This window comes from Nonomuraea sp. NPDC051941, assembly GCF_044593615.1.
Map to the genome: position 1 here is coordinate 31,445 of NZ_JBIUCF010000012.1, position 25,646 is coordinate 57,090.

22 protein-coding genes are annotated in these 25,646 nt (G+C 70.7%); 8 read left to right on the forward strand and 14 right to left on the reverse strand.

Going from position 1 to position 25,646, the window contains the following annotated elements; genetic code table 11:
* Positions 1 to 29: 29 nt before the first annotated feature.
* The 3 genes from ACIHFD_RS21035 to ACIHFD_RS21045 all read right to left on the reverse strand — a co-directional run bounded on the left by ACIHFD_RS21035 (position 30) and on the right by ACIHFD_RS21045 (position 3,349).
* A complete protein-coding gene (locus ACIHFD_RS21035; RefSeq protein WP_363968928.1) occupies positions 30 to 1,151 on the reverse strand; it encodes an MBL fold metallo-hydrolase in 1,122 nt (373 codons plus the stop codon).
* A 162-nt stretch (positions 1,152 to 1,313) separates the two neighbouring features.
* Positions 1,314 to 1,904 carry a DUF3152 domain-containing protein gene (locus ACIHFD_RS21040; protein WP_350740345.1) on the reverse strand — a complete coding sequence of 197 codons (591 nt, stop codon included), beginning with the start codon at positions 1,902 to 1,904 and terminating at the stop codon, positions 1,314 to 1,316.
* A gap of 206 nt (positions 1,905 to 2,110) precedes the next feature.
* Positions 2,111 to 3,349: an NAD(P)/FAD-dependent oxidoreductase gene (locus tag ACIHFD_RS21045; RefSeq protein ID WP_397368341.1), complete on the reverse strand. Its 1,239-nt coding sequence runs from the start codon at positions 3,347 to 3,349 to the stop codon at positions 2,111 to 2,113.
* Between the two features lie 149 nt (positions 3,350 to 3,498).
* Between ACIHFD_RS21045 and ACIHFD_RS21050 the strand changes: the two genes are divergently transcribed.
* Positions 3,499 to 4,395 (forward strand): hypothetical protein, encoded by an 897-nt coding sequence (locus tag ACIHFD_RS21050; RefSeq protein WP_397368342.1) that lies wholly within the window; start codon positions 3,499 to 3,501, stop codon positions 4,393 to 4,395.
* 57 nt (positions 4,396 to 4,452) lie between these two features.
* Here ACIHFD_RS21050 and ACIHFD_RS21055 read toward each other — a convergent pair whose 3' ends face one another.
* On the reverse strand, positions 4,453 to 5,451 hold the full coding sequence (locus ACIHFD_RS21055) for an AraC family transcriptional regulator ligand-binding domain-containing protein (RefSeq protein ID WP_397368343.1): 999 nt from the start codon (positions 5,449 to 5,451) through the stop codon (positions 4,453 to 4,455).
* A gap of 251 nt (positions 5,452 to 5,702) precedes the next feature.
* Here ACIHFD_RS21055 and ACIHFD_RS21060 point away from each other — a divergent pair, with 251 nt between their 5' ends.
* Complete coding sequence (locus ACIHFD_RS21060; RefSeq protein WP_397368344.1) at positions 5,703 to 6,536, forward strand: oxidoreductase; 834 nt, start codon at positions 5,703 to 5,705, stop codon at positions 6,534 to 6,536.
* Positions 6,537 to 6,569: 33 nt separating this feature from the next.
* Here the strand turns inward: ACIHFD_RS21060 and ACIHFD_RS21065 are convergent, their stop codons facing one another.
* Positions 6,570 to 7,352, reverse strand: coding sequence for a MerR family transcriptional regulator (locus ACIHFD_RS21065; RefSeq protein WP_397368345.1), 783 nt, complete (start codon positions 7,350 to 7,352; stop codon positions 6,570 to 6,572).
* Between the two features lie 113 nt (positions 7,353 to 7,465).
* Entirely contained in the window at positions 7,466 to 9,013 is a 1,548-nt protein-coding gene (locus ACIHFD_RS21070) for a serine hydrolase domain-containing protein (protein ID WP_397368346.1), read from the reverse strand.
* A 328-nt stretch (positions 9,014 to 9,341) separates the two neighbouring features.
* On the opposite strand from ACIHFD_RS21070, the gene ACIHFD_RS21075 reads away from it, so the two are divergent.
* A complete protein-coding gene (locus ACIHFD_RS21075; protein WP_397368347.1) occupies positions 9,342 to 10,325 on the forward strand; it encodes an alpha/beta fold hydrolase in 984 nt (327 codons plus the stop codon).
* Between the two features lie 104 nt (positions 10,326 to 10,429).
* Here ACIHFD_RS21075 and ACIHFD_RS21080 read toward each other — a convergent pair whose 3' ends face one another.
* The 5 genes from ACIHFD_RS21080 to ACIHFD_RS21100 are packed head-to-tail and all read right to left on the reverse strand — an operon-like array spanning position 10,430 to position 17,084.
* Complete coding sequence (locus ACIHFD_RS21080; protein WP_397368348.1) at positions 10,430 to 11,896, reverse strand: alpha-N-arabinofuranosidase; 1,467 nt, start codon at positions 11,894 to 11,896, stop codon at positions 10,430 to 10,432.
* Positions 11,897 to 11,899: 3 nt separating this feature from the next.
* Entirely contained in the window at positions 11,900 to 14,023 is a 2,124-nt protein-coding gene (locus ACIHFD_RS21085) for a family 43 glycosylhydrolase (RefSeq protein ID WP_397368349.1), read from the reverse strand.
* 3 nt (positions 14,024 to 14,026) lie between these two features.
* The gene (locus tag ACIHFD_RS21090) at positions 14,027 to 14,836 is read right to left on the reverse strand and encodes a carbohydrate ABC transporter permease (RefSeq protein ID WP_355199121.1); all 810 of its coding nucleotides are present in this window, start codon (positions 14,834 to 14,836) and stop codon (positions 14,027 to 14,029) included.
* Complete coding sequence (locus ACIHFD_RS21095) at positions 14,833 to 15,744, reverse strand: carbohydrate ABC transporter permease (RefSeq protein ID WP_397368350.1); 912 nt, start codon at positions 15,742 to 15,744, stop codon at positions 14,833 to 14,835. The genes ACIHFD_RS21090 and ACIHFD_RS21095 overlap by 4 nt, the downstream gene beginning before the upstream one ends.
* Complete coding sequence (locus ACIHFD_RS21100) at positions 15,744 to 17,084, reverse strand: ABC transporter substrate-binding protein (RefSeq protein WP_397368351.1); 1,341 nt, start codon at positions 17,082 to 17,084, stop codon at positions 15,744 to 15,746. The genes ACIHFD_RS21095 and ACIHFD_RS21100 overlap by 1 nt, the downstream gene beginning before the upstream one ends.
* 124 nt (positions 17,085 to 17,208) lie before the next feature.
* On the opposite strand from ACIHFD_RS21100, the gene ACIHFD_RS21105 reads away from it, so the two are divergent.
* A complete protein-coding gene (locus tag ACIHFD_RS21105; RefSeq protein ID WP_350734835.1) occupies positions 17,209 to 18,255 on the forward strand; it encodes a LacI family DNA-binding transcriptional regulator in 1,047 nt (348 codons plus the stop codon).
* 60 nt (positions 18,256 to 18,315) lie between these two features.
* Here the strand turns inward: ACIHFD_RS21105 and ACIHFD_RS21110 are convergent, their stop codons facing one another.
* Positions 18,316 to 18,741 (reverse strand): hypothetical protein, encoded by a 426-nt coding sequence (locus ACIHFD_RS21110; protein WP_397368352.1) that lies wholly within the window; start codon positions 18,739 to 18,741, stop codon positions 18,316 to 18,318.
* A gap of 6 nt (positions 18,742 to 18,747) precedes the next feature.
* Positions 18,748 to 19,344 carry a hypothetical protein gene (locus ACIHFD_RS21115; RefSeq protein ID WP_397368353.1) on the reverse strand — a complete coding sequence of 199 codons (597 nt, stop codon included), beginning with the start codon at positions 19,342 to 19,344 and terminating at the stop codon, positions 18,748 to 18,750.
* Between the two features lie 221 nt (positions 19,345 to 19,565).
* Here ACIHFD_RS21115 and ACIHFD_RS21120 point away from each other — a divergent pair, with 221 nt between their 5' ends.
* Together ACIHFD_RS21120 and ACIHFD_RS21125 are read left to right on the forward strand one after the other, a co-directional pair.
* On the forward strand, positions 19,566 to 22,166 hold the full coding sequence (locus ACIHFD_RS21120; RefSeq protein ID WP_397368354.1) for an NACHT domain-containing protein: 2,601 nt from the start codon (positions 19,566 to 19,568) through the stop codon (positions 22,164 to 22,166).
* Between the two features lie 204 nt (positions 22,167 to 22,370).
* Positions 22,371 to 23,669 carry a UDP-glucose dehydrogenase family protein gene (locus ACIHFD_RS21125; protein WP_397368355.1) on the forward strand — a complete coding sequence of 433 codons (1,299 nt, stop codon included), beginning with the start codon at positions 22,371 to 22,373 and terminating at the stop codon, positions 23,667 to 23,669.
* Positions 23,670 to 24,232: 563 nt separating this feature from the next.
* Here ACIHFD_RS21125 and ACIHFD_RS21130 read toward each other — a convergent pair.
* On the reverse strand, positions 24,233 to 24,508 hold the full coding sequence (locus ACIHFD_RS21130) for a hypothetical protein (RefSeq protein WP_397368356.1): 276 nt from the start codon (positions 24,506 to 24,508) through the stop codon (positions 24,233 to 24,235).
* Here ACIHFD_RS21130 and ACIHFD_RS21135 point away from each other — a divergent pair.
* Positions 24,507 to 24,839 (forward strand): hypothetical protein, encoded by a 333-nt coding sequence (locus ACIHFD_RS21135; RefSeq protein ID WP_397368357.1) that lies wholly within the window; start codon positions 24,507 to 24,509, stop codon positions 24,837 to 24,839. The genes ACIHFD_RS21130 and ACIHFD_RS21135 overlap by 2 nt on opposite strands.
* Before the next feature lie 442 nt (positions 24,840 to 25,281).
* Complete coding sequence (locus ACIHFD_RS21140) at positions 25,282 to 25,584, forward strand: hypothetical protein (RefSeq protein WP_363968892.1); 303 nt, start codon at positions 25,282 to 25,284, stop codon at positions 25,582 to 25,584.
* The last annotated feature ends 62 nt before the right edge of the window (positions 25,585 to 25,646 follow it).

Consider the following 25,646-nt stretch of genomic DNA (forward strand, 5'->3'; position numbering starts at 1 on the left):
CAGCGGGGGCGCGGTCGGAGGGCAGGGGCTCAGCCGAGGATCTCCCACCAGCCCTCCACCACCTGGGCGGCGGAGGTGTCCACGGCCTCGCCGGGCCGGGGGACGGCGATCTTGACGTCGCGTGCCTTGGACTCGCGCCACAGCCGTTCCACCGGCTCGGACCACGGGTGCAGGGCCAGCGTGAAGGTCGCCCAGTGGACGGGGAGCAGCAGCGAGCCGCCGAGGTCGAGGTGGGCGTTGACGGCCTCCTCCGGGTTCATGTGGATGTCGGGCCAGGCGGGGCTGTAGGCGCCGATCGGCATCAGCGTCAGGTCGAACGGCCCGTGCGCCGACCCGATGCCCCGGTAGCCCTCGAAGTATCCGGAGTCGCCCGCGTAGAAGACCCGCTTGTTCGCCCCGGCCACCACCCAGGAACCCCACAACGTGTCATTACGGGTGAAGGCCCGGCCGGAGAAGTGCCGGGCCGCCGTGGCGACGAAGCGCAGCCCCGCCACCTCGGCCTCCTCCTCCCAGTCGAGCTCGATGATCCGGAACGCCGGCACGCCCCACCGCTCCAGGTGCGCCCCGATGCCCAGCGGCACCAGGAACGGGGCCTTCTGCGTCCTGAGCAGCGTGCGCACGGTCGCCAGGTCGAGGTGGTCGTAGTGGTCGTGCGAGATCGCGATGGCGTCGACCATCGGCAGCTCGCCGAGCTCGACGGGCACCGGGTGGTGCCGCTTGGGGCCGACGAACTGCGACGGTGAGGGCCGGTTGCTCCACACCGGGTCGAACAGCACCCGCTTGCCCTCGATCTCCACCAGCGTCGAGGCGTGGCCGTACCAGATCGCGCGCACGCCGTCGGCGGGCGGCGGGCCGGACGGCGGGACGCGCAGCGGGATGGGGCCCGCGGGGCGGCGCTGCTCCTTGTTCTTGGCCAGCTCGCCGAGCAGACCGGCGGGCGGGGCCGTCATCATGTTGGTCGGCTCCGGCATCGGGTTGAAGAAGGTGCCGTCCCTGAACTGCCGCGAGCGGCGCATCCGCGCCGCCCGGTCCGGCCCCGACGTCAGAGGCCGTACGCCCAGCTCGGCGGGGACATCGCGCAACGCCCAGCCCGCAGCCGCCAGGGCCACGCCGCCCGCGAGGACCCGCCGTGCCGTACGCATTCCTGCCATCAGCCACACTCCCCTGGAAAGTCTGTGCATCCCGCTCAACCGAGCGGGATTCCCCGGTGTTCCCGTCCTACGATATATCGCGATAGGTCAGGCTGCTTCGATCGTTTCGCCGACGCTCCCCAGCGTGCGGCGACCTCATCGACCGGAAGAACCTACCGGTCGTCATCCTCGCGCCTCGCGGCAGCCCCTGCCGTCACCGGGCGGGGTGTCGCCGCACCCGGGTTCACGGCCCCGGTCGGGGAAGGGCCACGGGTTGGGGCGGCAGCGGTCCAGCGACTTCGACTGCTGGGTCATGACGGGGGCGAGGCGGCCGGGCCCGGGACAGGGCTCGTGGCCGTGCCCCAGGCTGTGCCCGACCTCGTGGCTGATCAGGTAGGCCCGGTACGCGGTCAGGTCGCCGCGGTACTGCGGGACGCCCTTCGCCCAGCGCAGGGCATTGATGACCGAGCGGGTGCCGTTCCAGCAGGACAGCTCGCCCCCCGTGCGCAGGGGCTCGCACTGGAGGGTCGTGAGCAAGGGACTCGACAGGGCGACGCGGACCTGCACCGGGCCGTGGTCGACGCGTTCGAAGCGCGCCCAGCCGCGTACGTCGTTGAGCACCCGATGCACGTCGGCGGCGAACGCGGCCGGCTCGAACGGCAGGCCGGACTCCACCTCCACCAGGTACCGCACCACCTCCCCGGACCCCGGCCGGGCGGGCGCGCCGCCGGGCACGACCGTGTACCGGCCCGAGGCGGCGTACGGGACCCACACCTCCTTGGCGGGCGGGCGCTTCCTCGGGGTCGGGGAAGGACGACTCGGCGGGGGCGAGGGCACGGGCGCAGGTAGGGGGGCGGGCGGCGTGGAGGTACAGGAGGTCACCAGCAGGAGCAACATCAAGAGAGCGAGCAGCGGCAACGCGGCCTCCCCACGGCGTCACGGTGGGGAGGAATCTGATGTTACGTGAGTGCTTGCTGTGATTATCCGACGGCGGGCGCGTACGGCGTGATGTCGATGGGCGGCTCCTCGCCGAGGGCGAGCGCGGCCGCGATCTCGCCGGTGAACGGGCCCGCCGTCAGCCCGTACGCGCTCAGGCCCGTCGCCACCACCACGCGCCCGGTCAGCGGCCCGATGAGGGGGGAGCCGGGGGCGTACACGGGGCGCAGTCCGACCCTGGTCTCCGCGACGGTCGCGTTGAACAGCCCGGGCGCCACCCGCAGCCCCGCCTGGATCACCTCGTCCAGCCCGCCCAGCGTGACCCGCGGGGCGAACCCCACGTCCTCCACGGTCGCCCCGATCACGACGCGGGAGTCGGGGAAACCCAGCAGGTACGGTCCGACCCTCGGCAGCACGATCGGCCACCACGCGGTGTCCACGCCCTCCAGCGTCACGTGCATGATCTGCCCCCGCCGGGGGAACACCGGCAGCTCCACGCCCAAGGGCCGGCACACCTCGCCCGTCCAGGCCCCGGCGGCCACGATCACCATGTCGGCGTCGAGCGGCTCGCCCTCGCCGCCGAACCGGCGCGCCCCCGTCGGCACGGGAGGCTCGGCCGCCCGCGCGGTGGGCGCGCCCTGCCGCCAGGACCCGCCCTGATCGAGGGGCTCGTCGGGCACGCCCGCGGCGGCGTGGGCCGGGATCCACGGCTCGCCCTCGGCGTGTGCCTCGCCGGCCGGGGGGTGCACGAACACCTCGCCGCCCGGGGTGAGCCGCGCGGCGCCCACGCGTACCTCCGCCCCCTGCGCCACGGCGGCGCGCAGGAGCTCGTCGCGGACCGAGCAGCCGTCCACGCGCGCCGCGCCCGGCACGAGGATGGCGCTCAGGTCGTCGGACAGCGGCGGGAACAGCTCGGACGGGGTCGCCACGTCGACGACGTCGCCCATCTCGGGCGCGCCGGCGTGCCGGCGGCGCAGCAGCGCGCGCACCGGCTCCAGATCGACCGGATCCGCGGCGACCAGCAGCGCGCCCACCTTGGCGTAGCCGATGTCCTCGCCCAGCGCCTCCACCAGCCCCGGGTAGCGGCGGGTGCCCTCGCGGGTCAGCTGATACCAGTCGTCGTCCTCCGGGTGGTCCACCCACGGGCACACGATGCCGGCCCCCGCCTGGGTGGCCTCGCCCGGATATCCGCCGTCCACCACGGTCACCGCGGCGCCCCGCCGGCTCAGGTAGTAGGCCGCACCGGCCCCGACGATGCCGCTCCCGATCACCACAACACGCATGCGTCCCATGATCCCAGTCCGCCTGGCCTCGGCTGATACGGGGATCGCCCCCTTACCTACCGCATACCCCCGCGCGGGCCTCTCAGTGCTCGGGCACGTCGCTCGGGGCGGGGGCTGGCGCGCGGGGCCCGGACGGTTATGGTCAGCGCATGGACGTCGCCGTCACGAGGATCGACCTGCCGTGGCCCGCCCGGGTCGCCGCGTCGGACGGGACCACGGTCTGGTGCTCGGCGGCCGGCCGGATGCGGGTCTACACCGCCTCCGGCACACCGCTGGACGGCGGTGAGGCGGTGCGGCTGCCGGAGCTGAGCTCCCTGGCGGCTGTCCCGGCGACCGTGCCGCGCACGGCGGGCCTGCCGGGCACGTTGCCCGAGACCGTGGTCGTGCCCAGGACGTTCGCGGGGCCGCCCCATCTGGGCTCGTTATCCGAAAGCCCGCTGCGGGGAACGCTGGCGGGGACCGCGGAGGGCCGGGTCCACTGGCTCGACCCCACCGGCGCCCCGCTCGCCGACGCGTCCTTCGACGGCCGCGTGCTCGCGGGCGGCGGCGAGATCTGGGCCGTCGGCGCGGAGCGGGCACGCAGGCTGACCGCGCCCGGCGACTTCGGCGAGCCGGTGGAGTTACCCGGTCTGGACCGGTGCGCGGTCGAGGGCGAGCGGCTGTGGTGGACGTCGAAGCGGGACACCTGGCTGCGCGGCGGCCCGCGGGAGGTGGACCTCTGGACCCGCGAGCGCGGCGGCATGACCGTCTGCGCGGGTTCCCTGTGGATCAGCGTGGCGGGCGGCCTGGAGCGGGTGTCCGCCTGGTCGGGGGAGCCGCGCCGGTTCGTGAAGGTGCCGAAGGGGCCGGTGCCGTTCCTGGTCTGCGCGAACGGGGTGCTGGCGGGCGGGGAACGCGACCTGTTCGTGCTGGATCCGGGCGTGGGGCCCGCCCTCCGCGTGGTCCGGCTGGGGCTGAAGGCCCGCCTGGCCTTGGTGGTCGCGGCCGGCAAGCATATCTGGGCCTTCCCCGCCGACCGTCCCCAGGCGCTGATCGTGCCGTTGTGAGCGGCCGGTGCCTCCGTAGCCGAACTCATGCCTCCTGGCCGGCGGCACCGGATCCGGTCAGGCGCCGGTGGCGGCGGTGGCTCGGAGGGTGTCCGGGGTTGTCCCGGTCCAGGTGCGGAACGCCCGGTAGAAGGAGTTGGAGTCGTCATAGCCCAGGAGGTAGGCGATTTCGGCGGTGCGCATCGCGCTGTGGCTCAGGTAGTGGCGGGCGAGGTCCTCGCGAGTGCCGGCGAGGACCTCTTGGAAGGTGGTGCCCTCGAGTTGCAGCTGTCGCTGCAGCGTGCGCGCGCTGACGGCGAGATGGCGGGTGACCTCCGTCATGGAGGCGCCACCGGCCGGCAGCGTCTCGTGCAGGGCCGCGCGCACGCGGTCGGCGACGCTGGCCGCGGCCTGCAGGTCGGAAAGGCGTCGGCGTAGTTCGGGTGCGAAGAAGCGCCACATCTGCTCGTTCTCGGTCAGGAACGGGCGGTGCGCGTCGTGGCGGTCGAAGGTGATGGCGTGGGCGGGCCCGGTGCGTACGCGTACCCCGAAGAAGCCCTCGAGTGCGAGGCGGTCTGCGGGTGGCTGCGGGAGGCTGACGTCAACCGGCCGGACGTGGTGGCGGGTCGCGATCCGGGCCAGGGCGGCCCAGAACACCAGCTCGGCCGTGGCCAGCAGCTGCGGCGGGGTCATGCCCGCGGGCCAGTGGCAGGTGATCGTCAACCCGTCGCCGCCCTGGTCGAGCTCCAGCCGCATGGGGCCGATCAGCGGCTTGTACGTCGCGATGCGCTGCGCGGCGGTCGCGAGGTCGGCGCTGCACAGAGCGGCGAAGATGGGCGGGTTGAACATCTCGACCGAGATCGACCGGCCGATCGCGACAGCGAGATCGCGATCGCCGCCCTCGGCGTCGAGCGCCTCCCAGAACCGGAAGTACTCCTCGGGCGCGAGGGCGATCGGCCCGCGGCCGAACAGGTCGGTCGGCAGTTGGGCGCGGCGCAGCACGCGCGTCGGCGATACGCCGAGATCGTTCAGCAGTGCCTTGATGCTCGGGTCGAGGGTGAATCGCCGGCCGCTCATCGGTCCAGCCTAGAGGCCGCGAGCTCCGATGGTACTTACGGATCACGCCACCGTGCTTGCCGATCACGTCACGGTGTGCAGTGGCGCCAGATGCAAGTGGATCGGCGCGCTGTGCTAGTCGATGAGCCCGGATGGGCTCCTAGCGTTGCTGGCGAAGGTCGAGATCCCCTCGGAAGGCCGGCGGGAGCGGCAGGACGGGTGCGCCCGCGCGCCGACGACAACCAAGCTCCGACACGTTCGAAGGAACCACCATGACTACCAAGGTCGCACTGGTCACCGGCGCCTCCTCCGGCATCGGCGAGGCCACCGCGCTCAAGCTCCACGAGGCCGGCTACATCGTCTACGGCGCAGCGCGGCGGGTGCAGCGCATGCAACACCTCGCCGAGTCGGGCATCCGCCTGCTCGCGATGGACGTGACCGTCGACTCCTCCATGCAGGCCGGGGTCGAGAAGATCATCGCAGAGACGGGCCGGATCGACGTGCTGGTCAACAACGCCGGCTACGGCTCCTATGGCGCGCTCGAGGACGTGCCCATGGACGAGGCCCGCGACCAGTTCGAGGTCAACGTCTTCGGCGCCGCGCGCCTGACCCAGCTGGTCCTGCCGCACATGCGCGCGCAGCGCTCGGGCACGATCGTGAACATCACCTCCATGGGAGGCAAGATCTACACCTCCCTCGGCGCGTGGTACCACGCCACCAAGTTCGCGCTCGAGGCGATCAGCGACTGCCTGCGCATGGAGGTCAAGCCCTTCGGGATCGACGTCGTGGTGGTCGAGCCGGGCGGCGTCAGGTCCGAGTGGGGCGGCATCGCCGCGCAGAAGGTCCGCGCCGTCTCCGGCACCGGCCCTTACGCGCCGCAGGGCAACGCCGTGGCCGATTCGCTCAGCTCCGAGGCCAACGAGGGCCGCCTCTCGGCACCCGAGCTGATCGCCAAGACGATCGTGAAGGCCGTCAAGGCGCGCCGTCCCAGGACGCGGTACGCGGTCGGCTTCGCCGCCAAGCCGATGATCTTCTTGCACGGTGTGCTGCCCAACCGCACGTTCGACGCGTTCATGCGCCGGGTCACCGGCGTGCCCGCGTCCTGAGGCACGGTGGATGACGTTTGCGGCACGGCGCGGTCAGTGGGTTTCTGGTCTGGGGATGTGGATGCCGGCGGCGCGGAGCTTGGCCTCGACGAGCGCGACCCCCCGGGCCGTGGCCGATCCCTGCTCTTCGCCGTGGTGGGCGATCAGCGTGTACCGGGCTGCGGCGTCGGTGCGGGCTTGCAGGCCGGTCACGATCTTCAGGTGTGCGGGGTTGGCGAGGAAGTGGTCGGCCATGGCGGTGGCGAGTTCGGCCAGGCGCGGGTCGTCCGGCTTCCATGCCGTGGCTTCGATTGCGTGCTTGCTCAACGCGACGAAGCGGGGGTCGTCGAGGGCGTGCTCGACATGGGTGAGGTAGTCGTCGAAGCCCTCGGGGACCAGGGCCCTGGCCAGTACCCAGCCCTCCCTGGTGGCCGCCACCTCCTCCGCAGGGAAGCCGAGGCCGGACAGCCGCTCCAGCAGCGCCACCGCGCGGTCCGGCAGCAGCGCCCGGTCTCCGTCGGCGAGCCGGCGCAGCGTGTCACGGCGCGCGCTCAGCTCCTCGATTTGTTCGGTGAGCTGCCGCTCGACGTCGGCGAGCGCGGCGGTGAACAGCGCGGGGTCGGCGTCGAGCATCGGCCCGATCTCGGCCAGCGGCACCCCGGCGCCGGCCAGCGTCCGGACCTGCACCAGCCGCAACAGCTCGGCCGATCCGTACCTGCGGTAGCCGGAGCTGTCGCGTTCCGGCTCCTTCACCAGGCCGAGCTTGTGGTAGTGCCGCACCGTCTTCACCGTGACGCCGACGAACGCCGCCGCCTGCCCGATCGTGACTCCGTTCATCTGCGCAATCCTGCCTTGTGCTCGAGCTCGGCGACCAGGCAGACCACGGCCGAGCATGTGGACGGGCCACGCCGAGCTCGTCGAGCTCGGCGTGGCCCCTTGAGGCCTACGGGTCACAGGTGCTCGGCTCGTCGGCTGAACACTTCGTTGAGGAGCCTCTGCTGGGCGTTCTGGAACGCTGCCGCGATGGACAGGTCAGCGTCGTCCACGCAGCTCAGTGCGGCGGTCAGGGTCTTGCTGCCGTCGGGGGTGCTGTACATCAGCGCCGCGTGGCCCACGGCGGCGCCGTTGTGGGAGATGACCGTGCCGCCGTCGTCCGTGGTCACCACGAACACTCCCAGGCCGTAGTCCATGTTCGGGATGCCCGTCGGGTGCGGGGTGCACATCTCGGCCAGCAGCGGGGCCGGGAGGAGCTTGCCGCCCAGCAGCGCGGAGATGAACGTGTGCAGGTCCTGGGTGGTCGAGATCATGTCACCGCCGGTGGAGATCCAGGAGGGGTTCTGGCGGGTGATGTCGATCGTCTGCTCGCCGGCGTCCTCGTACCGGTAGTAGGCGTGCGCGTGCGGCTCGGGGATCTCCGGCGAGGCATCCGGCACCACCGTACCCGACAGGTTGAGCGGCCCCAGGATCAGCCGCCGCATCTCCTCGGCCAGCGAGCGGCCGGTGACCTTCTCGATCAGCAGCCTGGCCAGCACGTAGTTGGTGTTGGAATAGCTCCAGCCCGTCCCCGGCTCGAACCGCGCCGGCTTGGACAACGCCAGCTCCAGCAACTCCTGCGGCCGGTAGGTCTTGAGCCGGTTGTCCACCCACTCCTTGCCCGTGGTGCCGTAGGGGATGGGGATCCCCGGCACGATCGTCCCGTCGTCGTAGACCTCGCCGGTGAAGTTGAACAGCCCGCTGGTGTGCTGCAACAGCATCCGCACCGTGATCCGCCGGTCCAGCCCGAACTCGGGCAGGTAGTCATCCACCGGGATGTCGAGCCCGAGCTTGCCCTCGGCCACCAGCTGCAGCACCAGGGTCGCGGTGAAGGTCTTGGTGTTGCTGCCGATCCGGACATGCCCGTTGATCGGCGGCTTGGCGGTCCCGCCCAGCTCGGCCACCCCGGCGCTGCCAGCCCACTCGCCGCGCTCATCGTGCACGCGCAGCGACACCCCGAGGAAACCGGATTCGACGATCTCCTCGATCGCCTTCCGCAGTTCCGGGCGATCCTGCCCGGCCGCAGCTTCCGGCACGGCCCCGCTGTCCGCGGTGGCTGCCCTGGCGGCGTCGAGGGCTTCGGTGATCTTGCGGGCCATCGCGGTAGTGGCGGGGCTCGGCGGGCCCTGGTGCGTCTGGGCGGTTTCGACAGCGACGAGGACGGTGCTGCGGAAGTTGCCGGCCTCGGCCGGGTCCTGCTGCTTCAGCAGGTTCATGGCCGCGGTCAGGGCAGGCAGCACGCGGTCGGCGATCTCGGCCACGGACTTGCCGGCCAGGTCCTTGCCCTTGGGGTAGTCGGCGAGCACGTGTCCGACCAGGCCGGTGGCCGAGCCCAGCGCGATGCTGCCAGTGGTGGCGATCTTGTGGGGCTTGCCGGCGGCACCGGCGGCGGCCATCAGCGACACGGCGCCGTACGCGGCGATCCGCAGGGTGCTCTTGTCCTGGTCGGAAAGGGTGATCGTCATGGTGGTTTGTCCTTTGAATCTGTTATGTCCATGTCGGCGTCGCGCCGCTGCGCCGAGCTTCCACCCTGACCCAAGGTCAACCTCAACCGTGATCTGGCTCACAGCTACTGTGCGAGCTTGAAGCTTCCGGAGCGCGGCGCCGTCCCCGTCGGGTGACAGTCGCATCGCGCACGGTGGGCGGGTCGCATCGTGGAAGTTGCTGATCCGGCAACAGGATTCAGGCGACCGGCCAGGTCGGCGGGATGATCGGTGGTAGCGCCCGCGGAGCAAAAGGGGACGCGGAGCGGGTGCCGCCGGCAGAAGCGGGCACGCCATTTGGAGGAGACCCATGTCGCAGCATGTCGCAGAGATCACGCATCGTTCGGTGTCCGTGCCGGGCGGCCGGATTCATGTCGCGGAGCAGGGGAGCGGACCGCTGGTGCTGCTCGTCCACGGCTTCCCCGAGTCCTGGTACTCCTGGCGCCGTCAGCTCCCGGCGCTCGCGCAGGCCGGTTACCGGGCGGTCGCGCTCGACGTCCGCGGCTACGGCCGATCCTCCAAGCCGGCCACGGAGGACGGCTACCGGATGCTCGCTCTGGTGGAGGACAACATCGCGCTGGTGCACGCCCTGGGCGAGGAGTCCGCAGTGATCATCGGCCACGACTGGGGCTCGAACATCGCGGCCACGTCCGCCCTGCTGCACCCCGAGGTCTTCCGCGCGGTGGGGCTGCTGAGTGTGCCCTACGCGCCACCCGGTGGCCCCCGCCCCACCGGCATCTTCGCTCAGATGGGCGGTGACCAGGAGTTCTACGTCTCCTATTTCCAGGAGCCCGGCCGCGCCGAGGCCGAGATGGAACCCGACGTGCGGGGCTGGCTCGCGGGCTTTTACGCGGCGCTGTCGGCCGAGACCATGCCCGGCCCCGATGCCCCCGACCCGCACTTCGTCAGCCCCGGCGCAACGCTACGCGACCGGTTCCCCAGCGGCCGGCTGCCTTCCTGGCTCACCGAGGACGACCTGGAGGTATACGCCGGGGAGTTCGAACGCACCGGCATGACCGGCGCGCTCAACCGCTACCGCAACATGGACCGCGACTGGAAGGACCTCGCCGACTTCAACGGCGCCCCCATCAAGCAGCCCTCCCTGTTCATCGGCGGCAGCCTGGACGCCTCCACGACCTGGATGGCCGACGCGATCAACGCCTACCCGGCCACCCTTCCCGGGCTGGTCTCCTCCCACCTCCTGGACGGGTGCGGCCACTGGATCCAGCAGGAACGTCCCGAGGAGGTCAACCATCTCCTGACCGAATGGCTCACGGCCCTGCCCATCGCATAAAGGCCCTTCTGCCGCGTCCGCCCAGGCTCCCTGGCGCTCAAGGCCGTCGCCTTGCCGATGCCCGGCTCGCCGGTGATCAGCAGCGAGCCGGGCAGGCCTCCCGTCTACAAATCACTCTCCGCGAGAATCATCGTCCACGAGGCGGCGGGCAGCCGCGCCGTCAGCCGGTCACCGTCAGCCTGCACGGTCAGCGGCTGCGGAAGGGCCTCCACCCGGTGCGGGTCGTCCCCGGCGGCGATCACCGAGGCCGACACCGGCCTGACCGCCGCCGGGAGCCGGGCGGTGAGGTCGAGGTCCTGGTCGGGCGACCGGTTGACGGCGAACAGCGCCACCCGGGACCCGTCGACGGTGGCCACCGCCGACAGCGCGGGCGCCTCGCCGTACCGTTCGGTCTCCAGGAGCGGCCCGGACGGCTCCACCCGCAGCACGGTGCCGCGCGCGTGCCGGGCCGTCAGCGCGAACGGGTGGAAGATCGTCTGACGCCAGGCCGGGCCGCCGGGCTCGGTCCTGATCGGCGCGATGATGTTGGCGAGCTGCGCCTGGCAGGCGATGCTCACCCGGTCGGCGTGCCGCAGCAGCGTGATCAGGAAGTCCCCCACCACCACGGCGTCGGCGGCGGTGAAGGTGTCCTCGATCAGCTCCGGCGCCTCCTGGAACGGCGAGCGCTCGCGCCCGGCGAACCGGCTCTGGTACCAGACGTTCCACTCGTCGAAGGACAGGTTGATCTTCTTCTTGCGCCGGAGCTTCGCCCCGATGTGGTCGGCCGTGGCCACGATGGCCGAGATGTAGCGGTCCATGTCCACGGCGCTGCAGAGGAAGCCGGGCAGGTCGCCGTTCTCCTCGTAGTAGTTGTGCAGCGACAGGTAGTCGACCGCGTCGTAGGCGTGTTCGAGCACGGTGGCCTCCCACGCGCCGAACGTCGGCATCCCGCTGTTGGAGCTGCCGCACAGCACCAGCTCGATGTCGGGGTCGACGAGCCGCATGGCCTTGGCGGTCTCGTTCGCGAGCCGTCCGTACTCGTGCGCGGTCTTGTGGCCGATCTGCCAGGGTCCGTCCATCTCGTTGCCGAGACACCAGAGCTTGATCCCGTACGGGTCGGTCACTCCGTGTTTGACCCGCAGGTCCGACCACCGCGTACCCGAGGGGTGGTTGGCGTATTCGAGCAGGTCACAGGCCTCCTGGATGCCCCGGGTGCCGAGGTTGACGGCCATCATCGGCTCCACCCCGGCGGCCCGGGTCCAGGTCATGAACTCGTTGAGCCCGAACGCGTTCGTCTCGATCTGCCGCCAGGCCAGGTCCAGCCGGGAGGGCCGGTCGGGGCCGACGCCGTCCTCCCAGCGGTAGCCGGAGACGAAGTTGCCTCCCGGGTAGCGGACCACGCTCACGCCCATCTCGCGGGTCAGCTCCAGCACGTCGGTGCGGAAGCCGTTGTCGTCCGCCGCCGGGTGGCCCGGTTCGTAGATGCCGGTGTAGACGCACCGGCCCATGTGCTCGACGAACGAGCCGAACAGGCGCCGGTTGACGGGCGCGATGCGGAAAGAGGGGTCAAGGGTCAGGTGTGCTTGTGGCACAGGTCAGGCTCCTCGGTAGACGCGTACGTAGTCGAAGTCGGCGTTGACGGCCGGCTGGGCCCCGCCGTGGGCGACCAGGCCGATGCGCACGGCCGTGTCCTTGGGGAAGGTCCACACGCCGCCCCAGGTCCAGGTCTTGCCGTCGCGGCTGGATCCGGCGCGGAACTCGTGCTCCCCGTTGGCCGGGTCCACGTGGTGCGCCAGCCGCAGCCAGGTGGTCTTCGCGGGCGGGCCGACGATGTTGCCGCCGTAGGACAGGCGGCCGGCGAAGGTCAGCTCGCGGCCGTACTCGACCTGGCGGGTGTTCCAGATGGCGACCTGGGACAGGCGGGCGAAGTCGTCGTCGGAGGCGTAGGCGACCAGCCCGGCCTGCTGGTAGTTGCGTACGGTGTCCTCACCCAGGTCGAGCGTGACCTTGGTCTCCACGACGTAGTCGCCCTTGGGGGCCTCGCGCAGCAGCACCGACGCCTTGTTGCCGGTCCCGACCAGGTCGGCGCCCTGGACGGGCCAGCGCAGCACGCCCTCCTCGTTCTTGGCCGCGGCGTCCTGCCGGACCCAGGTCCAGCGGGAGTCGAGCGGCCCGTCGAACTCGTCGGCGTCCAGCAGCCTGCCCGTGCGCGGCGTCGGCGCGGCCTTGGTGACGGCCTTGAACAGCGGGGCGGCGGAGACGTTGTCGAAGTCGGCGCCCCCGTCGGAGACCAGCCCGATCGGGCCGTTCGCGCTGCCCGTGACGGTGACGCTCGCCTGCGGGTCACGGAGCCGGGCCTCGGTCACCTCGGCGGTGATCGTCCGTCCCTTGACGGTGACGGCCAGGTTGTGCCAGGTCGCGGCCCCTCCGGGCAGCGCCACCGTACGGGACGCGCCGCCCGAGGTGAGCGTCAACCCGTCGGGCGAAACGACCGCGGTCGTGCCGCCGATGCGGATCCCGGCGGACTTGTCCGTCTTGAGGTCGGTCTCGACGCGGACGTCCCCGCCGAGCGCCTTGCGGCTGATGAGCGTGCCCTGGCCACGGACATATCCATCCTGTACGGTCCAGCCGGCCGTGTTCCGCCAGCCCGACAGATCGCCCGCGAACCGATCGTCCACGACCCCGCGGGTCACCGGCGTCTCCCGCGACTGCTCGGAAGGCCCGGCCCCCGCACGCACGGCCGGCCAGCCGTCGATCCAGTCCAGCCGGTCCAGCAGCATGGGCCGCTCGTTGATCCCGTACGGCTCGTCCAGGAACGGGTCGCTTCGATCGATGGCGTGGTAGAGCATCCAGTCCTGACCGGAAAGGTCGGTGAGCTGGGCGTGGTGGCCGGTGCCGATGAAGCGGTTGCCGTTCTGGTCCAGGACGGGGGTGCCACCGGCGCGTGACGCCAGCAGCGGCACGCCCTCGCGGTCGACGAACGGCCCGCGCGGGCTGGTCGAGCGCCCGGCCAGCACCGAGTAGCCGGTGGTCGGCCCGGCGCAGCAGTTCGCCGAGGAGCCGAGCAGGTAGTAGTAGCCGTCGTGGCGCACCACGTACGCGCCCTCGAACTTGTTGTCGATCGCGACCTGCTGCGGCTGCCCGGTGGCGCGCAGCCCGTCGGCGGACAGCTCGGTCACCCACAGGCCGCCGAAGAACCCGCCGAAGTACAGGTACTTGCGCCCGTCCACGTCGGTGAACTGCGAGGGGTCGATCGTGTTCCAGTACGAGTTGCCCGAGGGACGCGGGGCGACGACCGGGGCGTCGATGTGCGTCCACGGCCCGGTCGGCGTGGGGGCCGTGGCGGCGCCGATCGAGTAGTCCCAGTTGGCGGGCGTGGTGGCGGTGTCGGTGACGGTGAAGTACATGACGTACCGGCCGTCGAGGTAACGGATGTCCGGCGCCCAGAACAGGCTGCCCGGCGCCGCGTACGACGGCAGGTTGTCCGGCCCGAACGCGTCGCTCACGTAGGTCCAGTTGACCAGGTCACTGGAGCGGGCGATCGGCAGCCTGTGCAGGACCTTCTCGCCCTCGCGCAGCGGGTCCGACGTGCCGTAGGAGTACCAGTAGCCGTCCTGCCCGCGGATCACCGATGGGTCGGCGAACGTGTCGGAGAAGGAGCCGGACACCGGATTGGTGAAGAGGGAGAGGATCAGTGTGGCGATGACAGCCAAGTGCATGTGTCAGCCCTTCAGGCCACTACGAGAGATGCCTTCGATGACGTACCGCTGGGTCAGACTGAAGAGGATCAGGACGGGGATGCTGGCCAGCACCGCGCCCGCCATGATCACCGGATAGTGGATCGTGTACGCCCCCTGCAGGATCGACAGGCCCGGCGGCAGCGTGAAGTACTCGGGACTGAAGATCACGTAGATCGGCCAGATGAAGTCGTTCCAGTTGGACAGGAAGCTCAGCACGGCCAGCGTGGCCAGCGCGGGCCGCGACAGCGGCAGCGTGACCCGCCAGAAGATGTGCCAGTGGTTGGCGCCCTCCATCAGCGCGGCCTCGTCCAGCTCGCGCGGGAGCCCGAGGAAGAACTGCCGCAGGAAGAACACCCCGAACGCGCCCGCCGCACCCGGCACGATGAGCGCCGTCAGGCTGTCCAGCCAGCCGAGCTGGTCGACGATCAGGAACTGCGGGATGAGGAAGACGAACCCCGGCACCAGCAGCGTGCCGACGATCATCCCGAACATCAGCTTCTTGCCGCGGAACTCCAGCCTGGCCAGCGCGTACGCGGCCAGCGACGACACCGCGAGCACCAGCAGCATGTGCCCGGTGGCGGCGATGAGACTGTTGGCGAACCAGCGCAGCACCGGCGTGTCCGTGGTGCCCTGGAAGACCGTCCCGTACGCGGACGTCGTCGGCTCGGCGGGCAGCAGCGTGGGCGGCACCCGGGTGGCCTCGGTCTGCGTCTTGAACGACACGCCCAGGGCCCACACCAGCGGCCCCACGAACAGCACGGCGAGGGCCACCAGGCCCGTGTAGCGCTTCATGACCGGGTCCTGAACAGCCGGAAGTTGGCCACGCTGACCAGGATCAGGAGCAGCGTGAGCAGGTAGCTCATGGCCGAGGCGCTGCCCATCTTGTACTCCCTGAGCCCCTGCTGGAGCATGTACATGATCGCGGTCCGCGTGTCCCCGCCCGGCGCCCCCTGGGTCAGCAGGTACGACTGCCCGAACATGTTCGCCGAGGCCAGGATCGTCGTCGTCACCACGAACAGCGCGACGGGCCGCAGCCCCGGCAGCGTGACGTGGACGAACTCGCCCCACCGTCCCGCGCCGTCCACCTTCGCCGCGTCGTACAGCTCGCGCGGGATGTCCTGCATCCCGGCCAGGTAGATCACCGCGTTGAACCCGAGCGTCCACCAGACCGTCACCCCGACCAGCGCGATCCAGGCCCACGGCGTCGCGGTGGTCCAGGGGATCGGCGTGCCGAGTATCCAGTCGACCAGGCCGAGGTTCGGGTCGAGCAGCAGCCGCCACATCAGGCACACCACCGCCACGCCCAGCACGAACGGCGCGAAGAACAGCCCCCGGAACAGCGTCCTGCCCCGGAAGGGCCGGTTGAGCAGCAACGCCACCCCGAGCGGCAGCACGACCAGGAACGGCACGCTGAACACGGTGAAGATCCCGGTCGCCCGCATCGACATCCAGAAGTCGCCGTAGACGGGCGACTGGTCGTCGAACAGCGCCGTGTAGTTGTCCAGGCCGACGAACGGCTTGCCCTCGAGCATGTAGTCCCAGTCGTGCAGGCTCACCCAGATCCCGAACAGGGCCGGGGCCAGCACGAACACGGAGAACAGGATCAGGTACGGCGCCAGGAACAGGTACGGCGTCGCCTTGCCCGATCGGGGAACGCGCACCTCCCGCCCCAGCGTCTCTTCCGCTGAGATCGCGACCATCAGGCGCCGTACTTCTTCCGGTTGGCCTCAAGGATCTTGTCGGCCTTGGCGGCGGCCTCCGTGAGCGCGTCCTTGGGGCTCTTCTTGAGCAGGATCGCCGCGTTGATCGCCTGGTCGACGACCGCGGAGGCGTCCCCGATGCCCGCCACCGACGGCAGGAAGTACAGGTAGTCGATCTGGGTGCCGATCGTTGCCTGCTCCTTCAGCGCCGCGAACTCCGCGCCGTCGCGGATCGACTTGCGCGCCGGCACCTGGCCGCCCTTGGCCCACTCCAGCGAGTGGCCGCTGATCCAGTTGATGAACACCTTGGCCGCGGTCAGCTTGTTCTGGTCGGGCGTACGCTGCTTGAACACCACGAACTGGTGCGAGCCCGCCCACGCCGCCGGCTTCGACCCGATCTGCGGGAGCGGCGCGACACCCCACTCCAGGTCCTTGATCTCCTTGAGCGTGTTGATGGACCAGATGCCGTTCCAGTTGAAGGCGGCCTTGCCGTTCTGCAGGGCGATGAAGTCGGCGTCCTGGCCGACGTTCTTGGGGCTGTAGCCCTTGTTGACGAGGTCGACGAGCCAGGTCAGGGCCTGCACGCCGGGGTCCTCGGCGAAGCGCGAGACACTGGCGTCGTCGGCGAACAACTGGCCGCCGTTCTGGTAGAGCAGCGTCCCGAACTGCATGCTTCCGGTGAACGGGAACGGCGTGGCCCAGTGCCCCTGGATGCCCGCCTTCTTCAGCGCCTCCAGCGCCGCCATGTACTCCTCGCCGGTCTTGGGCGGCTGCTCCGGGTCGAGCCCGGCCTTCTTCATGACCGCCTTGTTGTAGAACATGCCGAGCGGGTGCACGTCGAGCGGGATCGAGTAGCGCGCGCCCTTGTAGACGCCGGCCTTCCAGACCGGCGGGGAGAAGTCCGCCTCGGTGAGGTTGAGCGCGTTGGCCACGTCGTCGAGGGGCAGGACCACCTGCCGGGCCGCGTTGGTGGCGACGCTGTCGACGTGCATGATGCCGAGGTCAGGGCCTTGACCCGCGGAGACGGCCGCGGGGACCTTCGCGTAATAGTCTTCCCACTTGTAGACGTTCATCGACACCTTGATGTTCGGGTGCTCGGTGTTGAACTGGTCCACCAGCTTCTTCATGACCGGGCCGTCGCCGCCGGTGAAGCCGTTCCAGAACGTCAGCGAGACCGAGGGACCGGTGTATTCGGTGGGCGCCGCCGTGGTGGCCGGCGCGGTGGCCGGCGCCTGCGCCTGCTTGGGACCGCCGCCTCCGCCGCAGCCCGCGGCGCCGATGACCAGCGCGCCGAGGCCCAGGCCCAGTACGCGCCGCCTGGGGAGATTGTCGAGGGACATGCCAGATCACTCCTGCCCGTGAGGTTACGGACGTTTTACATCGTTGGTTCCAACGTTGTAAATTGCCTGGCGCCAGTTCGTTACATCGTTGTAAACCAGGTAGGGTTCCGGTGGCGAAGGGGGCATGGTGCGGCCGAGGCTGAAGGACGTCGCCGAACTGGCCGGGGTGTCGATCAAGACCGTGTCCAACGTGGTCAACGACTATCCCCATGTCAGTGGCGAGACACGCGCACGGGTGGAGGCGGCGATAGCCGAGCTCTCCTACCGGCCGAACCTGTCGGCGCGCAGCCTGCGCGCAGGCCGCTCCGGCGTGGTCGCGCTGGCGGTGCCCGACCTGGACAACCCCTACTTCGCCGAACTGGCCACGAACGTCATCGAGGCGGCCGACCGGCGGGGCTGGACCGTGCTCATCGACCAGACCCAGGGCGACCGGGCCAAGGAACGCGTGGTGATCTCCGGGATCCGCGACCACCTCATCGACGGGCTGCTGTTCAGCCCGCTCGCGCTCACGGGCAAGGACCTGGCCGGGCGCGACGAGCGTACGCCGATGGTGCTGCTCGGGGAGCGCATCGGGACGGGCCGCTCGCCGTACGATCACGTCGGCATCGACAACGTGGCCGCCGCGCGGGCGGCCACCCTGCACCTGGCCGAGCGCGGCAGGCGCAGGATCGCCGCCATCGGCGTGCAGCGCACGGCCGTCGCCGCGACGGGCCGCCTGCGGCTGAAGGGCTACCGGCAGGCGCTCGCCGAGGCCGGCCTCCCGGCCGACCCGTCCCTGGTCGCGCCGGTCGCACGCTGGGGGCGCGCCGACGGCGCCGAGGCCATGAGCCGCCTGCTCGACTCCGGCGCGCCGGACGCGGTCTTCTGCTTCAACGACACGCTCGCGCTGGGCGCCCTGCGAACGCTGCTCAAGCGGGGGTACGAGGTGCCGGGTGACGTGCTGGTGATGGGGTTCGACGACATCCAGGACGGCCGGTTCGCCACGCCCACGCTGTCGACCGTGGCGCCCGACAAGGCGCTGATCGCGCAGTCGGCGGTGGACCTGCTGGCCGAGCGGCTGAGCGGCGGGACGGACAAGGCACACGAGGTGTGCGTGCCGCATCGACTGGCATTTCGGGAGAGTACGGATTTGTCCGGGCAAGAGCATCCCCGGCACCCAGCTCACGCTTGATGCCGGAGACGGTCGGCGGGCGGACGGTGCTTCACCGGCGCGGCGTCGGGGAAACGTCGGTCACACACATCTGCTGTGGGTCGGGGGAACGCTGGCGAACGTGATCGATTTGCGCCAGCTCAGCCGGGCCCGCAGGACCAGGCATCCGCCCATCTTGTACGCGTTGACGAGCCGGTTCCGAGCGCTGTCATACAGATAAGCGAAGGCCAGCAGGCAGAAGGCGGCGACCACCTTGTGCGGGATCCTGGAGCAGATGAGCTGAGCCCCGGCCTGGGCGGTCCACTCCCTGGCATCCAGGGTGGTCTTGATCTTCGCGGTCTGTGCCCGGCTGAAGTAGTACCGGCAGGAGAGATCCCGGCACTGCAGCCCCACGGAGGCGGCCGTGTCCCGGGCGGTCGCCGCGGGAAACCGGGGGCTGTGGAGTGTCAAGATCAGAGCGAGGGACGCGAGGACGGCGAGTGCCTTGCCGGAGAGAGTGCGGAGCATGAGAGATCACTCGCTTTCCGTGGCCGGTCGAGCAATTGACTGAGGCGAGTCGGACGGGTTCGCGCAAAGGCGGTCCGCCAGGAGTCGCCGGCGGGTGGCAGCGCCGAGCAGGGCGAAACACCCGCCCCAGCCGCCGATGGCGAGCACGGCGGCGATCGGTCCGAGCATCGCCAGGGATGGTGTGAGGACGACGAAGACGTACAGGCCGGTGATCAGCGGGGCGAAGCGCCCGATGCCCGGCCAGTCGCCGCGGCGCACGGTGGCCACGCCCGCCACCAGCAGGCCGAGACCGGACAGCGGGGAGGCGATCGCGAAGATCATGCCTGCCGCGTCTGCCGAGACGAGGGCCGCGAGCTCGGCCGGAACGAACACGGCCACGGCCACGGCGGTCGTCCGGAAGCCGACCCTGGCGACCAGGCCGGATGCCGATCGTGCCAGCAGGAAGAACCCGGCCGCCTGGGGCACGTGCATGACGGCCAGGCACACCGTCCACCAGGCGGGTGAACGGCTGTCGAAACCGAGCGGAGAGACCAAGACCGCGACGAAGGCGGCCGCAGCCTGCAGCAGGCCGCCGATGATGAGCCAGGGAGCGGGGTGCTTCATGGCGTTGTTCCTTCCGTGAGGGCCGCGGGATCGCCCGACGGCCGCGACCGGGGTGTGAAGTGACATTCGGCGTCCGGAAGGTTGTCCGGCAACGGACGCGGACAGTTCGTCCGAGCGAGCCCTGGAGCCGCAGGTGATGGCCTACGCTTCAAGGCACGAGGGGTGTCCGGTGCCGCCGGACACCTGGTGGGGTCGGCGGTCGGCTGGGGCGAGGTGCTCGGGTGCTCGACGATTCGGATCCCCGGCTGCCGTTCGCGCGGCGGCTGCGGGCGTTGAAGGACGCCGCCGCGGTCTCGGTCCGCGAGCTGGAGGCGGCCAGCGGCCGAACGCCGCGCCGTCGTGCCGGGCAGCCGCCGTTGACGCTGAAACGCAGCACGATCGCCGGAATGATCAGCCAGACCCGCCCCGTTCGGCCGGAGCAGGAGCATGTCGAGGTCTTCGTCGACACCTGCCTGCGCCTCGCCCGGCAATCCGGCCGGAGCCTGCCCGCCGAGCTGAGCGAGCCCCAGGCTTGGGACGCGGCCTACTGGGAGCTGCTGGTGCGACTGGCCGAAACCCGCAGCGACAGGCGGCTGGCCGGCGAGGCCGCCAAGCGGCTGCGTTCCATGCCGGAGGCACCGGCGCGGCCCGCCGGTGAACCGGTCGGCGACGGCACAGGGCAGCGGATCCGGCACGGCCACGGTTCAGCCGGTCCGGCCTCCGTTCGCGCGGCGGCCGAGGCGGCGTGGTGGCCCGCGCCCTCGGCGCCGTTCCACGTCCGGCGCAGGACGGGTCCCGCGCCGGTGACGGCGCAGGCGATAGCGGCCGCCAAGGAGGTGCTGGCCGGGCTGGTCGGGCAGCAATGGCGCGTGGAGGCGACGCTGCGGTCGCTGGACGACCCCGACCCCATCCCGGTGCGCTGGCGGCTGACCGATGACCTACAGCTGATGGACCATCCGGCCAACCTCACCCCCGCCTCGTTGCCGCTGACCGCCTCGAGCGACGACGTCTCCGCACTGGCCGGCCGGTTACGCGCGATGCGCCGCCAACGCCTGGTGATCCTGGGCGGCCCGGGCACGGGCAAGACCACGCTGGCCGTTCAGCTGCTGCTGGAACTCCTGGCCACCCGCCACGATCATGAGGAAGAGCCGGTGCCGGTGCTGTTGCCCGTCGCCGACTGGGACACCGCGGTCTTCCCGCTGATGCACGACTGGCTGGCGGCGCGGCTCGCGCAGGACTACCCGGCGCTGCGCGCCACGGGCCTGGGTTCCGAAGCGACCGCGGTTCTGGCGGCACGCGGACACATCCTGCCGGTGCTGGACGGCCTGGACGAGCTCCCCGCTGCGGCCCGGGCGGCGGTCATCACCACGCTCAACCGTTCACTCGGGGCAACCGACCAGCTCATCGTGACCGGCCGCACCCGCGACTACCGCAGCGCCGTCGAGGGCGCCGGTGACGTGCTCACCTCGGCGGTGGTCATCGAGCCCGACCCGCTGGACCCCGCCGTGGCCGCCGGATACCTGCGGCGCTGCCTGCCGGGCCGGCCGCACCCGGCGTGGGAGCACATTCTCACCGGCCTGGCCGGCACCCCCGCCGACACGGTGGACCCCATCAGCACACTGGCCGGCGCCCCCGCCGACACCGCGGGCTCCATCGGCACGCTGGCCGGGGTCACCGCCACCCCGCTCGGGTTGTGGCTGCTCCGAGCCGTCTACATCGCCCCGCACGCCGACCCGGCCGCCCTGCTCGACGCCGCCCGGTTCCCCGACCCTGCCACGCTGCGTGCCCACCTGTTCGACCGGCTCATCCCGGCGCTGATCGGCACCCGCCCGCCCAGTGCCCTTCCGACCGACCTGTTCCGGCCTCGGCGCCGCCACGACCCCGCCCAGGTCCGGCACGTGCTCGGCTACCTCGCCCACCATCTCACCCATCCCCGCAACCCGGACGGCACCCCTCGTACGCGGGATCTGGCCTGGTGGCGACTGGCCGGCAGCACCCGTACCGTCACCCCCGTGATCCGGCTCGCCCTGGGGCTCATCGTCGCGCTCATGATCGCGACCGTCGCCACGGTCGCGACCGGGCTCGCCGAGGGCTTCGCACCGTTCCCGGTCCTCGGCCTGGTCTACGGGCTGGCGTTCGGACTCACCGCGGGCCTCGTCATCGCGTTCGCGGCGCGCTCCTGGGCGCGGCAGAGACCAGGTTTCGCCGACCTGCGCTTACGCGGGCGCCGGTTCAGACCCAGGTTCAGGCCGGTACGGGGGCTGCTCCTCGGCCTCGCCACCGGGCTGGCGATGGTGGTCATGATGTGGCTCACCGTCGAGTCCTTCGCGGCCGCGCTCGTCGCCGGGGTCTCTTCCGGCCTGGCGGTCGGCCTCGTCCACGGTTTCGCGGCCGGATTCGCCGCATGGGCCGAGGCCCCGTCCCCGGCCGGAAGGGCCAGCACCCCCCTGACCAGTTGGCGTGCGGACCGCACGCTCAACCTCGTCCGCGCCGCCACCGTCGGCGCCACCGCCGCCCTGACCGGCGGCCTGGCGGGCGGGCTCGCCGCCGGGCTCGTCGACACCCCCGCCTTCGGAGTCGCCGTCGGGCTGACCTACGCGCTCACCTTCGGCGTCACCGCCGGGCTCGCGGCCGGACATCACCACGCCTGGATGGCCTACCAGATCGCCACCGCCCGCCTGGCCCTGGCCGGCACCCTTCCCCGCGCGCTGATGTCCTTCCTGGACGACGCTCACCGGCTCGGGCTGCTCCGCACGGTCGGCCCGATCTACCAATTCCGGCACGCCGAACTCCAAGACCATCTGGCCACCCTCCCGACGCCTCCGCCGCCGACCCGGCGATGAAGACGACATGGAGCGTCAGGCCCACCCGCGCCGCGCCGCTTCGCCGAGTCCCGCGAAGCCACACGGGCCAGCCCGGGCCGTGAAAGAGGTGGCGGCTATGGTGGGACCTCCTTGTGAAGCTTGTGAAGGGACACCGGCACGCAGGTCCCGAGCCGCTCGGCTCTGCTCGGCCACGCGTTGCGGAGAAAGGGGACGGGCTGCCGCATGGTGGGAAAGCCGCACTACCGGCGTGTTGTTGTGTTCGGGGCGGGATACATCGGTCTGGTGACCGGTGCCTGCCTCGCCGACCTCGGCCACCGGGTGGTGGTCCGGGATATCGACCCGGAGAAGATCAGGCTGTTGCAGGCCGGCGATGTGCCGATCTACGAGCCGGGCCTGGGCGACATGATCGCCCGGAACAAGGAGCGGCTGAGCTTCACGCTGGACCTGGATGAGGCCGTCACCGGTGCCGAGATCGCCTATGTCTGCGTGGACACGCCGCCGTCGGCTTCCGGTGATGCGGACCTGTCACGGGTCTGGTCGGTGGTGACGGCCCTGAAGGACGCCGCTCACCTGCGGGCCGTGGTGGTCAAATCCACCGTGCCGGTCGGCACCGGCAGCCGGGTGCGAGCCGCGCTGGATGCCGCCGGGCTCGGCCACGTCGGCTATGCCGCGAACCCGGAGTTCACCGCTGAGGGCCGCGCGGTCAGCGACTTCATGCATCCCGACCGCATCGTCATCGGGACGTCCGAGGAAGCGACCGCCCGCCTGCTCACCGAGCTGCACGAGGGCGTGGACGGGCCGGTTGCGGTGATGAGCGTGCGCTCGGCGGAGATGGTGAAGCTCGCGGCGAACGCGCTGCTCGCCACCAAGATCAGCTTTATCAATGAGATCGCCACCTTGTGCGAGAAGACCGGGGCCGACGTCGAGGAGGTGGCTCACGCCGTCGGACTGGATCATCGCCTGGGACCGCACTTCCTGCGGCCCGGCATCGGCTGGGGCGGCTCGTGCTTCCCCAAGGACAGCGAGGCGCTGCGGCAGCTGGCCAACAACACCGGCTACCACCTGCAGCTGCTGTCAGCGGTGATCGAGGTCAACAATCTGCAGAAGCGGCGGGCGATCCAGAAGCTCAAGGACGAGCTCGGCACGCTGGCGGGTGCGCGGGTGGCGTTGCTCGGCCTGACGTTCAAGCCGGGGACGGACGACATGCGCGAGGCGCCCAGCACCGTCCTGGCGGCCCGGCTGCTCGCCGAGGGGGCCGAGGTGCACTGCTGGGATCCGATGGCCCGCCCGGCCACGGCCGAGCCCTGGACGTCGACAACGCGCCATGCGAGCGTGGAGCAGGCGCTGGAGGGCGCGGACGCGGCGATCATCGTCACCGAGTGGCCGCAGCTCACCCAGGTCGACTGGACGCAAGCCGTCGCGACGATGCGCCGGCCGGTGCTGTTCGACGGCCGGAACCTGCTGGATCCGGCGACGATGCGGGCCGCCGGCTACCACTACCTCAGCGTCGGCCGACCCTGACGGGCATGACGCTCGCCTCCTGATCCGCCCGTTCCTCCGGCGGGCGGATCAGGAGGAACGTCGAGGACCTCGATCCGGAGTTCCGCCGCGCCCGGGTGTTCTCCAAGGGCGGCGTCATCGAGTACGTACACCGGGCCACACCCACCGCCCGCACGCCACATCTGGACGATGCCGCCGACCGAGTTCTCCCCTTCGCCGTCGCGTCATAGCTCTTGCCGTTGCCCATGATTGCAAGGCCCTCGACAGAACGCCCTAAGGGACATTTATTGCGTGTCATTCATCCGTGAGCTCGACTCAGCGGAGATGCCGCGAAAAATTCGGCTCCAAAGAGGCGTTGGGGTGAGCCCGGCTGACGTCGCAGGACATTAGAGTGCCACTCTTCCGTTTTTCTTCCGTCCGTCTTCCGTCGCAGGTGAGCGATGGAATTCCCGTCTGGGAAGCCGCTTTCCTCCGCCGATCGAACGAAGGGGATTGCTATCGGAGCGGTTCCAGAATTCGCCGCCGCCCGCAGATGTCGGGCGAATCTGCTATACCTCTCAAGGCCGCGCGAAATGTGCGTGGCATTAACGGTCGCGGAGTGCCTGACACAGGTCGGTAATCACCGCGTCGTCGAGACACACAACGTTCCGGAAAGGGATCCGCATGTCCATGTACGAACGGCAAGCCCCCACCCAATTCGAAGACCGGCGCGTCGCCATGGCCCCCCAGAGGCCGGCGAACTTAACCCGAGCGGTGTACGCGGCCATCGCCACGGCGGCGCTCAACGTGATCAGCGCCATCGGAATCATCGTCTCCGGCACAGAGGCGATCAAAGAACAGATCGCCGCGAATTCGGACATGGGCTCTGCCCCCGTGAGCCTCGACGAGGTCGACGTCCAGAGCGACCGGTTCGAAGGGCTCCAGATGATCTACTCCGGGCTCGCCTACAGCACGATCTTCTGGTCGCTCGTGCTCGTACTGCTCGCCTGGCTGGCGCTGCGCGGCGGCACCGCCGTCCGGATCTTCGCCACCATCATCGTCATCTTCTCCGTCCTGTTCAAGGTGGTGAGCCTGTTCATCACCCTGCCCACCCTCACGCTGGTCGCCGACGTGCTCGTCGCTGTGCTGGGTGTGGCCGCGACCATCCTGTTCTTCGGTGCCGGTGGCAAGGCCGCCCGCCAGGGAAGGTGACCCGCTCCGCCTTATGGCTGGGACCCCAATGTCCGGGTCCGAGCCATAAGGCGTGCAGTCGCACCACTGGAGCGGCGGCACCACCGCCACGGGGCCTGACCGCCAGTTCGCCAAGCTGGTCGCCCCTCGCGCCCGCCGCAGGTGACGGGGGCTGTCACAGGTGAGTACGGGTCTTCGCCGCCGTTCGGCGCAGGCCACGGTGTGCGGGCGACGGTATGCCGGTCGGTGCCCGCGAGTGCCGTGGCTCGCAGAATGATCTTGCTGCCTGCGCGAGGGCGCTCATCCTGGCCGGCGCGCCACGCGGCATGTGTCGCGCTCTCTCCCGACCGGCAGGCGTTCCTCTGCCCGTCATCTGAGGCCCTGGCGTGTCGCTCGCCTTAAGTGACTAATCAACTACTGACTGTGCATGATTAGGGGGTTGTCTTCTTAGAAGGGATCCGCTATGCGTTCCATCCTCGCCCTGCTGACCGTGGCCGCCACGGCCGTCACGCTCACCGCCACCCCGGCCACCGCCGCCTCGGGAGCCGTGATCATCAGCAACCTCGGCGAGCCTGCGTGGGGGATCGGGGACCCACGGCCCGGCGATTGCCACGACCTCGGCCCGGGCTACCACGCCGTGATCAACGAAACCGACGGCCCGATCTTGGTCTACTCCGACCATGCTTGTGCGGGGGAGCCCATGCTCGTGCACGCCTACGACAGAACCCAATACGGCCTGCACTACTCCTTCGAGGCGATGACCTGACCACTGCTGTCATAGCCGCGCGGCCGCACTGCGCCTTTTTCGGAGTGGTGCGGCCTGCTTGG

Excerpts from the sequence above, each read along its gene's own strand:
- ACIHFD_RS21035 (WP_363968928.1), bottom strand. The coding sequence starts at position 1,151 with ATGGCAGGAATGCGTACGGCACGGCGGGTCCTCGCGGGCGGCGTGGCC.
- ACIHFD_RS21045 (WP_397368341.1), bottom strand. The coding sequence starts at position 3,349 with ATGCGTGTTGTGGTGATCGGGAGCGGCATCGTCGGGGCCGGTGCGGCC.
- ACIHFD_RS21050 (WP_397368342.1), top strand. The coding sequence starts at position 3,499 with ATGGACGTCGCCGTCACGAGGATCGACCTGCCGTGGCCCGCCCGGGTC.
- ACIHFD_RS21055 (WP_397368343.1), bottom strand. The coding sequence starts at position 5,451 with ATGAGCGGCCGGCGATTCACCCTCGACCCGAGCATCAAGGCACTGCTG.
- ACIHFD_RS21060 (WP_397368344.1), top strand. The coding sequence starts at position 5,703 with ATGACTACCAAGGTCGCACTGGTCACCGGCGCCTCCTCCGGCATCGGC.
- ACIHFD_RS21065 (WP_397368345.1), bottom strand. The coding sequence starts at position 7,352 with ATGAACGGAGTCACGATCGGGCAGGCGGCGGCGTTCGTCGGCGTCACG.
- ACIHFD_RS21070 (WP_397368346.1), bottom strand. The coding sequence starts at position 9,013 with ATGACGATCACCCTTTCCGACCAGGACAAGAGCACCCTGCGGATCGCC.
- ACIHFD_RS21075 (WP_397368347.1), top strand. The coding sequence starts at position 9,342 with ATGTCGCAGCATGTCGCAGAGATCACGCATCGTTCGGTGTCCGTGCCG.
- ACIHFD_RS21085 (WP_397368349.1), bottom strand. The coding sequence starts at position 14,023 with ATGCACTTGGCTGTCATCGCCACACTGATCCTCTCCCTCTTCACCAAT.
- ACIHFD_RS21090 (WP_355199121.1), bottom strand. The coding sequence starts at position 14,836 with ATGAAGCGCTACACGGGCCTGGTGGCCCTCGCCGTGCTGTTCGTGGGG.
- ACIHFD_RS21095 (WP_397368350.1), bottom strand. The coding sequence starts at position 15,744 with ATGGTCGCGATCTCAGCGGAAGAGACGCTGGGGCGGGAGGTGCGCGTT.
- ACIHFD_RS21100 (WP_397368351.1), bottom strand. The coding sequence starts at position 17,084 with ATGTCCCTCGACAATCTCCCCAGGCGGCGCGTACTGGGCCTGGGCCTC.
- ACIHFD_RS21105 (WP_350734835.1), top strand. The coding sequence starts at position 17,209 with ATGGTGCGGCCGAGGCTGAAGGACGTCGCCGAACTGGCCGGGGTGTCG.
- ACIHFD_RS21110 (WP_397368352.1), bottom strand. The coding sequence starts at position 18,741 with ATGCTCCGCACTCTCTCCGGCAAGGCACTCGCCGTCCTCGCGTCCCTC.
- ACIHFD_RS21115 (WP_397368353.1), bottom strand. The coding sequence starts at position 19,344 with ATGAAGCACCCCGCTCCCTGGCTCATCATCGGCGGCCTGCTGCAGGCT.
- ACIHFD_RS21125 (WP_397368355.1), top strand. The coding sequence starts at position 22,371 with ATGGTGGGAAAGCCGCACTACCGGCGTGTTGTTGTGTTCGGGGCGGGA.
- ACIHFD_RS21135 (WP_397368357.1), top strand. The coding sequence starts at position 24,507 with ATGGGCTCTGCCCCCGTGAGCCTCGACGAGGTCGACGTCCAGAGCGAC.
- ACIHFD_RS21130 (WP_397368356.1), bottom strand. The coding sequence starts at position 24,508 with ATGTCCGAATTCGCGGCGATCTGTTCTTTGATCGCCTCTGTGCCGGAG.
- ACIHFD_RS21140 (WP_363968892.1), top strand. The coding sequence starts at position 25,282 with ATGCGTTCCATCCTCGCCCTGCTGACCGTGGCCGCCACGGCCGTCACG.